Below are 14,607 nucleotides of genomic sequence, written 5' to 3'. Positions count from 1 at the left end.
TGATTGATAAAATTAGTACATTTGGCTACTTATAAACAACACATACAGATGCAAAAAGATCATCAAATATTCGATTTAATTCAAGAAGAAAAAGAGCGTCAACTAAACGGTTTAGAATTGATTGCTTCTGAAAACTTTGTAAGCGAGCAAGTAATGCAAGCTCAGGGTTCTATTTTAACTAATAAATATGCCGAAGGATATCCAGGTAAACGTTATTATGGTGGATGTGAAGTGGTAGATATTGTAGAGCAAATCGCTATTGATAGAGCTAAGGAGTTGTTCGGAGTTGAATATGTTAATGTACAACCACATTCAGGTTCTCAAGCAAATACGGCTGTTTTTGCAGCTTGTTTAAATCCTGGTGATACTATTTTAGGATTCGATTTATCACATGGAGGGCATTTAACCCATGGTTCTTCGGTAAATTTTTCAGGAAAATTATACAATCCTGTTTTTTACGGAGTAGATAAAGAAACAGGAATCATTGATTATAATCATTTAGAGCAACAAGCTAAAGAGCACAAACCAAAGTTAATTATTGCAGGAGCTTCTGCTTATTCTAGAGATATAGATTTTAAAAAGTTTAGAGAAGTAGCTGATAGTGTTGGTGCAGTTTTAATGGCTGACATTTCACATCCAGCTGGTTTAATAGCAAAAGGAATTTTATCTGATCCATTACCTCATTGTCATATTGTAACTACAACTACACACAAAACCTTACGTGGACCTCGTGGAGGAATGATTATGATTGGTAAAGATTTTGAAAATCCGTTTGGATTAAAATTAAAATCTGGAAAATTAAAGAAAATGTCAACATTGATTAACTCAGCAGTTTTTCCAGGAAATCAAGGTGGACCATTAGAGCACGTTATTGCAGCAAAAGCAGTGGCTTTTGGTGAAGCATTAACTGATGAGTTTTTAGAGTATCAAATTCAAGTAAAAGAAAATGCACAAGCGATGGCAAAAGCATTTGTAGCTAAAGGATATGATATTATTTCTGGTGGAACAGACAACCACTGTATGTTAATTGATCTACGTAATAAAGATATTACTGGTAAAGAAGCTGAAGAAGCTTTAGGTAAAGCTGAAATTACGGTTAACAAGAACATGGTGCCATTTGATACTCAGAGTCCGTTTGTAACTTCAGGAATTAGAGTTGGTACTGCTGCAGTTACTACTCGTGGTTTAGTTGAAGAAGACATGCAAACAGTTGTAGATTTAATTGATGAAGTTTTAATGAATGCCTCTAATGATGAAAAATTAGAAGAAATAGGAGAGAAGGTATATGATTTAATGCATGATAAGAGATTATTTGTAATGTAAACTTCAAAAAGGTTTTTAAATAAAAAATGAGAAAGAGTATTTTATTGATTGCTCTTACATTACTAATTGGATGTAAGGATGAAGAAGAAGGCTCGTTAATTCCGATTATTGAAACATTACCAGCAGCAATTCCTTCAGGAGGGGGTGTTATTTTAACTGGTAATATTGTTGATATGGGTAAAGAGAGTGTTGTTAGCTATGGTTTTGAGCTATTTGCTAATTCAAACAACATATATTATAATGTAAATCACTTGGTTGACACCAAAATAAAGAATGGAAGATACACACTCAGGATTAATCATGGTTTATATCCTGACGTTGAATATTTTTACAATGCATATATAGAGACAGAAAATGAGACGTATCAAGGAGAGCGTTTCTCTTTTCTGTCTAAGGGTAGTGCTAAAATAAACTTAAACTCTTGTTTACCAAACGTAGCACATATTGGTGATACCGTAAAGCTTGTAGGGGAGAACTTTCCTGCTGAAGATATGAGAGCTTTAGAATTGAGATATGGATATTCTTATGCCAAAATATTATCGGTAACAGAAAATGAAATCGAGTTTATAGTTCCAAAACCGGAAAAAGAAAGATCAACTATTACTATAGAAGCCTATAGAAAAGAATATGCTAAAGATGGTATATTACAGCTCTATAAGCCAATTATTACAGGTGTAGAACCAAAGTCAGCGTTTTATTCAGATACCATTACTGTAGTTGGAAAACATTTTGATAATGTTTCATACAATTACCATAGCAAGGCTTATATTGGAACTGCTAGAGCAGAAATAGTAAAGGTTTATAGAGATAGCATGAGAATTATAGTTCCTAATGATGCCGTTTATAATAACACCAAAATTAGAGTATTTAGTCAAGATGATTATTCCTCTTATGATGGATTTTCTTTATATGAACCGAAATTCACCAATTTCCCTAGAGAAGTTTATTTTGCGGACAATCATGTAGTAAGTTTTGATAGGAAAATACCTGAATCTAAAGCTAGATCTTCTATTTACTTTGGTGGTGTGAAAATAGGTTATTTTGAAAATAATGGAGTAACTGAAATAGCTATTTATGGAGGAGAAGAAAGAGAGCATCCTTTAGTTTGGAAAGTTTCTCCAGATAAAGAGATTGTTTCAGACTTTACTATAAAAGTAATCAATCCTTTTTATAAAATTAAGCAAAAAGAGTTTCCTCCTTTTAGAGACGCATATTTAACCGCCTCAAAAGATAAAGTTTATATTTTAGCTACTGATAGAGCAACTGACGGTAGATACCTTTATAGTTATAACTTCAATGATCGTAAATGGAATGTTGAGCATAAAATCGTATTTAAGGATGATTTAGTAATTAATAGTTTTAGCCAAAAACTAGTATATTCTGAATATCAAAATCAAATTTATGGTGTTACATCAACCGCAACCCATGAAAATTTCTTTAAGTTAGATATAAATACAGGAAATGTTACTAAACTAAGTCATATCCCCTTAGAAAAGGATGATTATGCGAATTTTGGTGATGGTTTTACCTACAAAAATGATATTTATTTCGTCGCAGGAAAAGATTTTTCTCAACTGTGGAAATATAATGTTGATTTAGATAGTTGGTCTAAATTTACAGACATCCCTTTTAATAAAGAAAGATATAGAGGACGTTATGTATGTATGGATGTAAAAGACAATTTTGTATATTTTAATAATGGAGCTGATGGAAATCAATATTCAGATTTTTGGAGATTAAATATAGAAAATGGTATTTGGGAACGATTAGCAGATAATCCTAATCCAAAAGCTAAAACAGCCTCTTATGTTTTTAATAATGAAATTCATTATGTAAGTGATAAAGTTTATAAATACGACACTACTGCTAATAGCTGGACTGAAATGTATAAACCTGGTTTAAGAATTTCTTATAATGATCATAGAAGGGTTTTTTCTTTTAAACATAATAGTATACCCTACATTTATGAAACAAAAGTATTAAATTCTTATTATACAGATTACAATTTATATATAGGAGACCTCGTTGAATAACATTGATATAAAATAAAAAAAGCGACCATTTGGTCGCTTTTTTTTATTCTTCATCTTGAGCTCTTTCTATTATATTTTGGGGTAATGCCTTTTTTGCTTTAGCTCCCATTTTTTTTAACTTTTCTACACTTGTAATTAGATTACCTCGTCCGTCTACTAATTTATTCATGGCTAAATTATAATCAGCTTTAGAAGCATCTATTTTCTTACCAATTCCGATTAAATCTTTTAGTAAGCCATCAAATTTATCATATAAAGCCCCTGCTTGACGAGCTATTTCGATAGCATTTCGTTGTTGTTTTTCGTTATTCCACATAGTATCGATGGTACGTAATGTAGCTAATAGCGTAGTAGGAGTAACAATTACTATATTCTTTTCAAAAGCTTTATTGTATAAAGTATTATCTTGATTTAAAGCCACAGCAAAAGCAGGTTCAATAGGAACAAATAATAAAACAAAATCAGGAGATTCAATTTTATACAAATCTTCGTATTTCTTTTCTGACAATTGCTCTACATGGCGTTTTAAAGAATTTACATGCTCTTTTAAAAAACGCTCTTGTTCATTTTCATCTTCAGTATTTACAAACTGTTCATAAGCAGTTAATGATACTTTAGAATCGACAATCATTTTCTTATTGTCAGGTAGATGGATTACAACATCTGGCAATACACGAGCACCTTCATCATTAGTAAAGCTTTGTTGCACATAATATTCTCTGTCTTTTTCTAAACCTGACTTTTCTAAAACACGTTCTAATACCAACTCTCCCCAATTACCTTGTGTTTTGCTATCTCCTTTTAACGCTTTAGTTAAGTTGATAGCCTCTTTGCTCATTTGAGTATTTAGTTCCTTTAAACCTAATAATTGTTCTTTAAGGGCAGAGTGCATCGAAATACTTTCTTTTTGAGAATCATCCACTTTCTTTTCGAAAGTTTTGATTTTCTCTTGTAATGGATTTAAAATATTTTGGATATTTTCTTTATTCTGAGCTGTAAACTTTGTTGATTTTTCGTCTAAAATTTTATTAGCAAGATTTTCAAATTCTTTGGAGAATTTTTCTTGTAATTTTTCAACTTCATCTTTGTTTTCATTCAATTTTATTTGCAAATTCTTCAATTCTTCATTTTTCCTCGCAAGCTCTATTGATGAAAATTCTTTTTCTCTTCTAATCTCTTCTGTTTCTTTCGATTTTTCTTCTAATCTATTTTGAATATCCTTTTTCTGAATCTCGATATTTGAGTGATTATTTTTTAAAGAAGAAATTTCTTTTTCTAAATCGGTAATAAACTGTTTTAGCTTTAATTTAGATAATAAGTTGCCAATAATAAAACCTAAAATTAGGGTAGTTAAAGCAACTAATACAATTAAAAGAGTAGTATTCATTAGATTTTCAGTAAATTTATTAAGTAAACAAATATAAGACAAGATAGGGTAAAATTATTTGATTTTTATAAGGAAAACCGTATCATTGGCGTTTAATAAAAGTAAATGATTTCTAAATTTATATACACCAAAATTTTAGGATGGAAACTAGTAGGTGATTTTCCTAGAGATTTAAAAAAATATATAGTTATTGGTGCGCCACACACTAGCTGGAAGGATTTTCCTATTGCTGTATTAGCTAGAAATTCGTGGAATGTTAAAATTAACTTTATAGGAAAGAAATCGTTATTTAAGCCTCCATTTGGATTCATTTTTAGAGCTTTAGGTGGTGCGCCTGTAGATCGATCTAAAAGCAATAATAAAGTAGATGCTATTGTTGATGTGTTTAATAAGCATGATGAGTTTCGTTTAGCTTTATCGCCAGAAGGTACTCGTAAAAAGGTTACAGAATGGAAAACAGGATTCTACTATATTGCTAAAGGGGCTAATGTACCAATAGTAATGTTTACGTTTGATTTTGAAAACAAGCAAGTAAAATTATCTGAACCTTATTATACAACTGATGATATGAAAAAAGATTTTAATCACTTCTATGACTTTTATAGAGGGATTAAAGGAGCAAAACCAGAATTATTTCATGTTCCAGATAAAGCGTAGTTTTTTACGGATTAACAAAATTTCATCTAAAATATTTTATTAAGGTTTGTTTTGTAAACTTTTCCTATTGGAATAATAAAGTCGTTTATAAATATTCTATTTCCTTCAATAGAATTGATATGATTCTTAGAGATGATAAATGATTTGTGTACTTGAAAGAATTTATCAGTAGGTAATACATTGATAAAGTCAGAAATTTTTTCTCTTATTTGAATCTCATCATCTACTGTGATTATTTTGCAATAATTCCCAATAGCTTCTACAAACAAAATATCTTTAAGATTAATTTGAATCATTTTTTTGCTAGACTTCACAAAAATTCTTTCATCAGATTTAGAAGTTAGAGTAGAGGCTACACTAGCTTTTGTATTTGACACATCGATTTTATTAATTGCTTTTATAAAACGCTCAAAACTAAAAGGTTTTAGTAAATAATCTACAATATTAAGTTCGTATCCTTCTAATGCGTGCTCTTGATATGCAGTTGTAACAATTACTTTTGGTGGATTTTGTAATGCTTTTAAAAACTCAAAACCTTTTAATTTGGGCATATTTAAGTCTAAAAATATCAGATCAACATTGTTATTTCTCAAAGATTCCATCGCTTCTATAGCATCATAACAATGCTGTATAAAGCTTAAATTAGGTAAGGCATCACAATACCCTTTTATAATATCGTGTGCAATATGTTCGTCGTCAACAATTATATAGTTAATCATACTTTTAGCTTTAACTCTGTTGTATAAACATCATCTTTTATTGAACTTGTTAGTTGATGTTTTTTAGGATATACTAACTCTAATCTCCTTTTTAAATTTTCTAAACCAATTCCTTTTTTACTATTTTCTTCTTTGTCAAAATTGTTTTCAATTTTCAAAAAAATCTCATTTTGTTTTGAGGTAATTGAAAGGTTTATAAAAGCATTATTTCTTAAAACTTCAACTCCGTGTTTAAAAGCATTTTCTACTAAAATAATAAAGAGTAAGGGTAATACCTTTAAATTCTCATCATCAATCGTAGTATCAAATTTTATATTGATGTTTTTATGATAACGCATTTTATGTAACTCAATATAGTTACTAATAAAATCTACTTCTTCTTGTAAAGTTACATATTCTTTTTGCCCTTCATATATACTGTAGCGCATCATGTCTGATAGTTTTAAAATCAGCTTTTTTGCTTTCTCACTGTCTTTGTCAACCAACCCATATAAATTGTTTAGCATATTGAAGAAAAAATGAGGATTCACTTGCGATTGCAAATGCATTAATTCCGTTTTCTGTTTTTCATTTTTCAGGTTGATAATAGACCTTATACTTACAAATAACCAATGTAAAATTGTTATGATAACAATAATAAAATAGAAGGCAAGAAATTCTACAAAACCTTCAAGTTTACCAAAAATATCATTAAAAAAAACAATGATTAGCCCAATAACAGTAAGTACTATGCGGAAATTACGTATCGTAATTATTTTCTTTCTATTTAGAAATTTAAAATTCATGGGTCAATAATACTTAAATAAAGCTCCGTACACAAATTAGTTGATAAACGACCTAAAACAGTATATAAACGTTTTATAAACCGAAATAAACATACTTCATCACTTATTAAAATATGTATATCCCAGCTTTATTTCTATACAGCCCACTTTCTTTCAGGTATTTAATAGCATAAGTACGTTTGTCAGCATCAATCTTAAATAGAATATAATGAAACTAATTATTGATAACTTAAGTAAAACTTATGATAATGGTGTTAAAGCATTACAAAATGTGTCGTTAGAAATACCTACAGGAATGTTTGGTTTATTAGGGCCAAATGGAGCTGGGAAATCTACTTTAATGAGAATTATTTCAACATTACAAGAAGCCGATACAGGATCTATTACTCTTGGAGATATTGATGTGTTAAAGCAAAAAAATGAATTGCGACAGGTTTTAGGCTACTTACCACAACAGTTTGGATTATACCCAAAAATATCGGCAGAAGTTTTACTGAATCATTTTGCAATGCTTAAAGGAATTTCAAATAAAGGAGAACGTAAAGATTTAGTGAAAGCACTTTTGCATAAAACCAATTTATATGACGTAAGAAAGCAAAACCTTAAAGGATTTTCTGGAGGAATGAAGCAACGTTTTGGTATTGCACAAGCTTTACTTAATAATCCTAAACTACTTATTGTAGATGAACCAACTGCTGGCTTGGATCCATTAGAGCGTAATCGTTTTTACAATGTATTAAGTGAGCTAGGAGAGCATACCGTAGTTATTTTATCTACACATATTGTTGATGATGTTAAAGAGCTTTGTACTAACATGGCGATTATTAATCAAGGACAAGTTTGTTTAAAAGGAAATCCGTTACAAATTCTTGAAGGCTTAAAAGATAAAGTCTATAAAAAGACGATCGAAAAATCAGAATTAGATCTTTACAAGCAAAACTATCAAGTAATCAGTGAAAAGTTATTTCTTGGAAAACCTACGATACATATTTTAAGTGAAGTGAATCCCGGAAACGGATTTTCTTTAATTAATGCAGAGTTAGAAGACATGTATTTTTCTCAAATATTTAGTAATAACAACTTTAAATCTAACTAATTATGTGGTTTCAAATTTTTAAGTTCGAAATACAATATAGAATTAAACGTTCAGATACTTATGTATTCTTTTTATTCCTGTTTCTATTCTCAATTGTAGGGGTTGATTTTATTACTCAAGGTTCAGATATAGGGCTTATGAAAAAAAACTCTCCATTAGTAATTGCAAAAACAATGGGTGCCATTACAGGGATATTTATGATTCTTGCCTCAATGATTATGGGAGTTTCAGTGTTGAGAGATTTTGAGTATAATATTGAATCTCTTGTTTTTTCAACACCAATCCATAAAAAAGATTATTTATTAGGTCGATTTTTAGGATCCTTTACAGTTTTACTATTTGCATTTTCAGGTATTTTATTTGGTATGATGTTGGGAGAATTTATGCCATGGAATACTCCAGAGGATTTATTAGAATTTAATGCTTTTCTGTATGTAAAAACCTTTCTAATATTAACATTACCAACCTTATTTTTTGGAGCATCGCTATTTTTTGTTACTGGTGCTTTAACTCGAAATTTAGTGGTAGTATATACACAAGGTATCATTTTATTTGTTGTATTTATGTTAACCAAAGCCATTACTAATGATTTTTGGCAAGCCATTCTAGATCCATTTTCATTAACCACCACAACTTTTGCAACCAAATCTTGGTCAGCAATAGAGAAGAGCACAGAAGAACTTCCTTTTTTAGGAGCATTAATGTTAAATAAATTGTTTTGGATTTTTCTTGGAATTATAGCACTTATTTATGGTTATAAAAAGTTCAATTTTAATGTAGTTAAAGAAAAGCAAATTAAAAGAAAGAGAGTAAAGGTATTAGATATTGAGAAATCATATGAAGCTAGTAATATAACTATACCTGCTACTAAAAAACAATATGGATTATTATCAAAATGGACACAGTTAAAACAATTTTCTTGGTTTTATTTTATAAGTATTTGCAAACAAGCTTCATTTTGGGGTATTGTAATTTGTGGTATGATTATAATCTTATTCAATTCAGTAAATCTAGGTACTGTTTATGGTGTTGATAGCTATCCTGCAACCTATTTTATTGTTGAAGAGCTTCAAGAAACATCCATTTATTTCTTTCTTATCATTTTAGTTTTTTATTCAGGAGAATTGGTTTGGAAGGAGAGAGGAGCTAAGTTGAATTTAATTTATGATGCTACACCAATGTCAAGTTTTATCAAGCTGCTAGGTAAGTATATTGGATTAAATTTAATTTATATCGTCTTAATACTCGCCTTAATTTGTTCAGGAATTATATTTCAAACATTAAGTGGTTATTATAACTATGAACCTAAGGTTTATTTTTCAGGTTTCTTCCTAGAAATCTTACCGTTTTTGTCATTATATACGTGCATCGCATTTTTTATTCAATCGGTTGTTAATCATAAGTTTGTTGGTGTTATGTTAGTTGTTATCTTCTTTATAGCTAATATAACTCTAGGTGCATTCGGATTCAATCACGATTTATATATGTTTGGAGGGAACTCTTTAGGTACTTATTCAGACATGAATGGCTACGATCATTTTTTAAAACCTTATTTATTCATTAAATCGTATTGGTTTCTTTTCGGATTATTATTATTAATCATAGGATCTTTGGTTTCAGTTAGAGGAATTGAAACAAACTTATTAAAGCGTATTAAAATTGTTAAAGATAGATTGAGTAGTCCACTTTTAAAACTCACTTGTATAGTTTTACTTGGATTTATAGCTCTTGGAAGCTTTATATTTTATAATACGAATATTTTAAACACCTATTGGACTAGTTCAGAGACCACAGCATTTAGAGTAGATTATGAAAAAGAATTAAAGCAATTTGAATACATATCACAACCTAAATTAGTAGATGTAAACTTACAACTAGAATTATACCCTGAAACACGAGATTACACTGCTGAAGGATATTACATTTTAAAAAATACAACAGCTGATGACATAACATCTATTCATATTCAAAAACTTATTGAAGATAATGTTGCTTTAGATAGTATATCTTTTGAAAGTGGTTTTACAATTGATGATAGCTATAATAAATTTAGTTACTCAATTTTCAATCTAAATACAGCTTTAAAACCTGGTGACTCTGTAAAAATGTATTTTAAACAAAGTTTTACTACAAAAGGGTTTGAATTAGGAGACTCTAATGTAAATATAAGTAATAACGGAACATTTTTTAATAACTCAGATTTACCAACGATAGGATACAATAACAAGTATGAACTTAAAGATAATCGTGAACGAGAAGATTATAATTTACCTAAGCGATCTAATAAATTGAATAGAAATAATGCTAACGAATTAGTGAATGCTAGATCAGGAAGTGATTCAAACGGGATTAATTTTGAGATGGTTATTGGTACATCAAAAGATCAAACAGCTTTAGTACCAGGTAATTTATTAAAGCAATGGTCTGAAAACAATCGTAATTATTTTCACTATAAAACAGAAAAGCAAATAATTAATTTTTATTCTATAGTTTCAGCTGCATATGAAGTAAAGAAGGATACATGGAATACTATTCAAGATTCTATTGCAAAATCTGTTGATCTTGAAATCTATTATCATAAAGAACATACGTATAACATTGATCGAATGATGGCTTCTATGAAAGCATCTTTAAACTATTACAGTAAAAATTTCAGTCCTTATCAATACCAGCAATTACGAATTATGGAGTTTCCACGTTATGCACAATTTGCTCAATCATTTCCAGGAACGATTCCTTTTTCAGAATCTATAGGTTTTGTGTTAGATATTGATGATGAAAAAGAGGTTGATATGGCATTTTATGTAACTGCACATGAAATTGCACATCAATGGTTTGGCATGCAAGTAGAAGCAGCTAATGTAAAAGGTAGACATTTTATTTTAGAAACTTTGTCACAGTACGCTGCGATGATGGTTTTGAAGCAACATTATTCTGAAGAAAAAATACTTCAGTTTTTAGAGATTCAAAAAGATGATTATAAGAAGGGAAAAGAGAGAGTAGTTATTGATGAGCCTTCACTTGCGTTAGTAGAAAACCAAGATTATGTGTACTATGCTAAGGGTGCTATTAATATGTATGAATTGCAAAAAATGATAGGAGAGGAGAACGTAAATAAAGCATTAAGACGTTTTCTTGAAGATTGGAATACTGCAAATGGAAAACTAAAGATAGCGACAAATAGATACTCCACATCGCAAGATTTATTAGGATATTTTAGAGAGGTTACATTAGATTCACATCAGTATATTATTTCTGATTTGTTTGAAAATAATCACGAGATAAAACTCAATTAAATTTAGGAATATAGCTCAATATAAATTAGGGTAAACCTTCTGGGTTTTCATTTAAGAGTACTTTACCTTATAGAGAAATTAACTAACTAAATTTATGTATTATGAAAATTCAAAACTTTTCAACAACAAATGATGCCATTGCTTTTATAAAAGAATGGCTAGAAAGCGATGCTTCTCTTTCAGAATTATTAACAGAGTCCATTACCAAAGCAAAAAACTTTGCTGACGGAAGATTAAATGAAAAACTATTTAACTTACTATCTTGGCCAACGACTATTCCTGGGTGGATTAGTTTTATCACAGAGTTTAGTCGTTGGATTCCTCATCAAAGTGGTCACGAAGGATGGCAAGACCCAGAGACTGGATATGCGCAAGAGGTTTATGACCGATTGTGTCATTTTTATTTCTTGTTAGATCAAAAAGTTGGGGCAGATGAAAATATTATAGTTCAAAATATAGATGGCTTTAATGATTGGTTGGTTGCTTATGCTAATCTTTGGGGAGATTTTTTAAACACCCCTGAGTCTTTTAACGATACTATTTGGGAGTCTTTTAAACAGTATGCACCTTATTATAGAATTGAAGATTCTTTAGTAAATGGAAAACCTAATAGTCCTAGTGGTTGGCTAACGTTCAATCAGTTTTTTGCTAGAGAATTGAATCCAGGATTAAGACCAATAGATTTTCCAAGCGATAGCGCAGTAGTAACTGCTCCAGCAGATTGCACTTTTAGAAAAATGTATCAAATAGATGAAAATTCAAATATTTTAAGTTCAGACTCTAATATTACTCAAACAGTTTTAAAGAAAACTCATATTATAGGTAATATTGAAAAGTTGTTAGACGATAGTCCACATGCAGATAAGTTTGCAAATGGTACTTTTGTTCATTATTTTTTAGGACCATATTCTTATCATCGTTTTCATTCACCTGTAGCAGGTATGGTAGATGAATGTAGAGCTGTTAATGGATTAACGTATTTAGAAGTTAACATCAATGATAACAACCAATTTGACGCTCCAGACAATTCAGATTCGCCAGGAGAACCTGGTGAGGGGTATCAATTTAATCAAGCTAGAGGGATTCTTACCATAGATACTACTTCAAGTAGTGAAGGTGATATGGGAATAGTTGCTGTTGTTCCAGTGGGAATGTGTCAAGTCTCCGGTGTTCATATGAGTGCTACCCAAGGAAGAAACATAGCTAAAGGAGAAGAGTTTGGGTACTTTTTATTTGGAGGTTCAGATATTATATTACTATTCCAAGAAGGAAAAGCACCAAAAATAGATGACTGTAATAAATATCGCTACTATGGAACAAGTATTAGCGGTTGCCCAGATAGCCCAAAATAGTATTTAGTATAATATTGTTTATCTACTATACGACTAAGCAATTAGCTTAAACTAACTGTTTAGTCGTATTTTTTTTATGCAAAATGAATCAGATGTTGTAAACAAAACATATGAAAGTCTTATTGAAAAGAGATTTTAAAAGACTTATTTTTGTACCTCAATTAACTTCATTTGGATTCATTAACACAAATTGTACTTGGAGCAGCCGTAGGGGAAGCTATTTTAGGAAAAAAAGTTGGGAATAAAGCTTTATTATACGGAGTTATCGCTGGTACTATTCCTGATTTAGATGTTCTTTTGGGTAATTTTACCGATACTGTTACAGCTTTAGAGTGGCATAGAGGCTTTAGTCATTCCATACTTTTTTGTGTATTGGTAGCTCCAATTTTAGGCTGGATTGTAAATAAGGTAGAGAAACAATATAATCTTGGATGGAAACCTTGGACTAAATTGTTTTTTTTAGGACTATTTACACATCCACTTTTAGATACATTTACGTCTTGGGGAACCCAATTATTTTGGCCTTTTAAAATACGTTTAGCCTTAAATTCAATATTTGTAATTGATCCTTTTTACACTTTACCTTTTTTAATATTTACGATATCGGTACTTTTTTATAAGCGTACTTCTAAAAAAAGACACCGTTTAAATACTATTGGATTATTGATGTCGACTTCTTACTTAGTTTTAACATTAGTAATAAAAATTATTGTTGAAAAAAGATTTAAGGAGGCATTAGAAAATCAAAAGATAGATTATACGCAAATTAGCACAAGACCATCACCATTAAATATAATATTATGGAATGCTAATATTGATACTCCAAATGAATACCTAATAGCAGATTATTCTTTTTTTGATACCAAACCAATACGTTTTAAGCCATTCTTAAAACAACGTAAACAATCAGAACATTTACTTAAATATCCAAATACTAAAAGATTATTAGCTATTAGTAAAGGATGGTATATTATAGAAAAAAAGGACGAGAACTGGATTTTTAATGATTTACGTTTTGGATTAATTCCAAGAAAAGATGACAAGCATTTCTTTTCATTTTCTTATAAATTAGAAGAGAATAATGATAAGTTATTAGTTACTGAAGTTCCTAAAACTAAACGTGATGCTCAGTTTTTAATGAAAAAATTGTGGTTACGTATAAAAGGGAATTAATGTTTCTTATTTGTTCTATAATGTTTTGCGTTATGTTACTTTGCTTGGGTAAAGCAAAGTTTAACTAATGTAATTTTATTCAAAAACCTTCTCTAAAAGTTTCTTCTACAATGTTAATGGAACACTTTTTACATGACGACGTAGGAGGGAAGTGTAATATGTGTGGAATGGAAAGTATAGTTTTGATGTTTAAATTATACACTGTATATTTACATTTTTAATTCAAATAATATGGAAGATAAATATGCAAATGGTTACGTCTTTATGGCTTCAAGTTTAGATGGTTTTGTCGCGAGGCAAGACAACTCTTTAGATTGGTTAATGAAGTATGGTATAGATGAGAATGATAATAGTTTTGAGGAGTTTACAAAAAATATAGATGTATTAGTAATGGGAAGCGGTACGTTTAAAACTGTACTCGGTTTTGAACAATGGCCTTATAAAATACCTGTATATGTTTTGAGTAGAACATTAACTCAAGGTAATGTTCCAGAATCATTACAAGAACAAGTAACTATTAAGGCTTTAAACCCTAAAGATTTAATGCAACTGCTTTATAAGAAAGGTCTTAAAAAAGCTTATATAGATGGTGGAAAACTAGTGCAATCATTTATTAATGATAGTTTTATTAAAGAAATTACGCTTACACAAATTCCTATTCTAATTGGTAAAGGAAAACGATTATTTGGAACATTGGATAAGGATATTGATTTAGAATTAATTAATTCAAAACCTATGAAATTTGGCTTTATACAAAATCACTATAAAGTATTAAATACATAGAAT

The 14,607-nt window shown here is 29.8% G+C and carries 11 protein-coding genes; 8 read left to right on the top strand and 3 right to left on the bottom strand.

Translation table 11 applies throughout. The features are described from left to right. Positions 1–48: 48 nt before the first annotated feature. Positions 49–1,323: a serine hydroxymethyltransferase gene (gene glyA / locus H3Z83_RS00945; RefSeq protein ID WP_182123607.1), complete on the top strand. Its 1,275-nt coding sequence runs from the start codon at positions 49–51 to the stop codon at positions 1,321–1,323. Between the two features lie 26 nt (positions 1,324–1,349). Then, positions 1,350–3,356, top strand: a complete 2,007-nt coding sequence (locus tag H3Z83_RS00940) for an IPT/TIG domain-containing protein (RefSeq protein ID WP_182123606.1) — start codon at positions 1,350–1,352, stop codon at positions 3,354–3,356. 43 nt (positions 3,357–3,399) lie between these two features. On the opposite strand, the gene rmuC is transcribed toward H3Z83_RS00940, so the two are convergent. Then, positions 3,400–4,743: a DNA recombination protein RmuC gene (gene rmuC / locus H3Z83_RS00935; protein WP_182123605.1), complete on the bottom strand. Its 1,344-nt coding sequence runs from the start codon at positions 4,741–4,743 to the stop codon at positions 3,400–3,402. 105 nt (positions 4,744–4,848) lie between these two features. On the opposite strand from rmuC, the gene H3Z83_RS00930 reads away from it, so the two are divergent. After that, complete coding sequence (locus H3Z83_RS00930) at positions 4,849–5,400, top strand: 1-acyl-sn-glycerol-3-phosphate acyltransferase (RefSeq protein WP_182123604.1); 552 nt, start codon at positions 4,849–4,851, stop codon at positions 5,398–5,400. Positions 5,401–5,426: 26 nt separating this feature from the next. Here H3Z83_RS00930 and H3Z83_RS00925 read toward each other — a convergent pair whose 3' ends face one another. Both H3Z83_RS00925 and H3Z83_RS00920 read right to left on the bottom strand, forming a co-directional pair. Continuing rightward, entirely contained in the window at positions 5,427–6,119 is a 693-nt protein-coding gene (locus H3Z83_RS00925) for a LytR/AlgR family response regulator transcription factor (protein WP_182123603.1), read from the bottom strand. Continuing rightward, positions 6,116–6,904, bottom strand: a complete 789-nt coding sequence (locus tag H3Z83_RS00920) for a sensor histidine kinase (protein WP_182123602.1) — start codon at positions 6,902–6,904, stop codon at positions 6,116–6,118. Before H3Z83_RS00920 ends, H3Z83_RS00925 begins: the two co-directional genes overlap by 4 nt. A 208-nt stretch (positions 6,905–7,112) precedes the next feature. Here H3Z83_RS00920 and H3Z83_RS00915 point away from each other — a divergent pair, with 208 nt between their 5' ends. The 5 genes from H3Z83_RS00915 to H3Z83_RS00895 all read left to right on the top strand — a co-directional run bounded on the left by H3Z83_RS00915 (position 7,113) and on the right by H3Z83_RS00895 (position 14,604). Beyond that, complete coding sequence (locus tag H3Z83_RS00915) at positions 7,113–8,000, top strand: ABC transporter ATP-binding protein (protein WP_182123601.1); 888 nt, start codon at positions 7,113–7,115, stop codon at positions 7,998–8,000. A gap of 2 nt (positions 8,001–8,002) precedes the next feature. Then, positions 8,003–11,296 carry an ABC transporter permease/M1 family aminopeptidase gene (locus tag H3Z83_RS00910; RefSeq protein WP_182123600.1) on the top strand — a complete coding sequence of 1,098 codons (3,294 nt, stop codon included), beginning with the start codon at positions 8,003–8,005 and terminating at the stop codon, positions 11,294–11,296. Positions 11,297–11,397: 101 nt separating this feature from the next. Next, on the top strand, positions 11,398–12,648 hold the full coding sequence (locus H3Z83_RS00905; RefSeq protein ID WP_220455429.1) for a phosphatidylserine decarboxylase: 1,251 nt from the start codon (positions 11,398–11,400) through the stop codon (positions 12,646–12,648). Between the two features lie 171 nt (positions 12,649–12,819). Beyond that, positions 12,820–13,821, top strand: a complete 1,002-nt coding sequence (locus H3Z83_RS00900) for a metal-dependent hydrolase (protein WP_182123599.1) — start codon at positions 12,820–12,822, stop codon at positions 13,819–13,821. Positions 13,822–14,052: 231 nt separating this feature from the next. Then, complete coding sequence (locus H3Z83_RS00895) at positions 14,053–14,604, top strand: dihydrofolate reductase family protein (protein ID WP_182123598.1); 552 nt, start codon at positions 14,053–14,055, stop codon at positions 14,602–14,604. Positions 14,605–14,607 lie beyond the last annotated feature (3 nt).

Source organism: Tenacibaculum pelagium (assembly GCF_014062345.1).
GTDB classification, from domain to species: Bacteria; Bacteroidota; Bacteroidia; order Flavobacteriales; family Flavobacteriaceae; genus Polaribacter; species Polaribacter pelagius.
Note: the sequence above shows the minus strand (reverse complement) of the source record. Positions and strands in the feature narration are given on the sequence as shown.

Bases quoted from the DNA above. Each gene is read 5' to 3' on its own strand.
- H3Z83_RS00915 (WP_182123601.1), top strand. From the start codon at position 7,113: ATGAAACTAATTATTGATAACTTAAGTAAAACTTATGATAATGGTGTT.
- H3Z83_RS00920 (WP_182123602.1), bottom strand. From the start codon at position 6,904: ATGAATTTTAAATTTCTAAATAGAAAGAAAATAATTACGATACGTAAT.
- rmuC (WP_182123605.1), bottom strand. From the start codon at position 4,743: ATGAATACTACTCTTTTAATTGTATTAGTTGCTTTAACTACCCTAATT.
- H3Z83_RS00895 (WP_182123598.1), top strand. From the start codon at position 14,053: ATGGAAGATAAATATGCAAATGGTTACGTCTTTATGGCTTCAAGTTTA.
- H3Z83_RS00910 (WP_182123600.1), top strand. From the start codon at position 8,003: ATGTGGTTTCAAATTTTTAAGTTCGAAATACAATATAGAATTAAACGT.
- H3Z83_RS00905 (WP_220455429.1), top strand. From the start codon at position 11,398: ATGAAAATTCAAAACTTTTCAACAACAAATGATGCCATTGCTTTTATA.
- H3Z83_RS00940 (WP_182123606.1), top strand. From the start codon at position 1,350: ATGAGAAAGAGTATTTTATTGATTGCTCTTACATTACTAATTGGATGT.
- glyA (WP_182123607.1), top strand. From the start codon at position 49: ATGCAAAAAGATCATCAAATATTCGATTTAATTCAAGAAGAAAAAGAG.
- H3Z83_RS00925 (WP_182123603.1), bottom strand. From the start codon at position 6,119: ATGATTAACTATATAATTGTTGACGACGAACATATTGCACACGATATT.
- H3Z83_RS00930 (WP_182123604.1), top strand. From the start codon at position 4,849: ATGATTTCTAAATTTATATACACCAAAATTTTAGGATGGAAACTAGTA.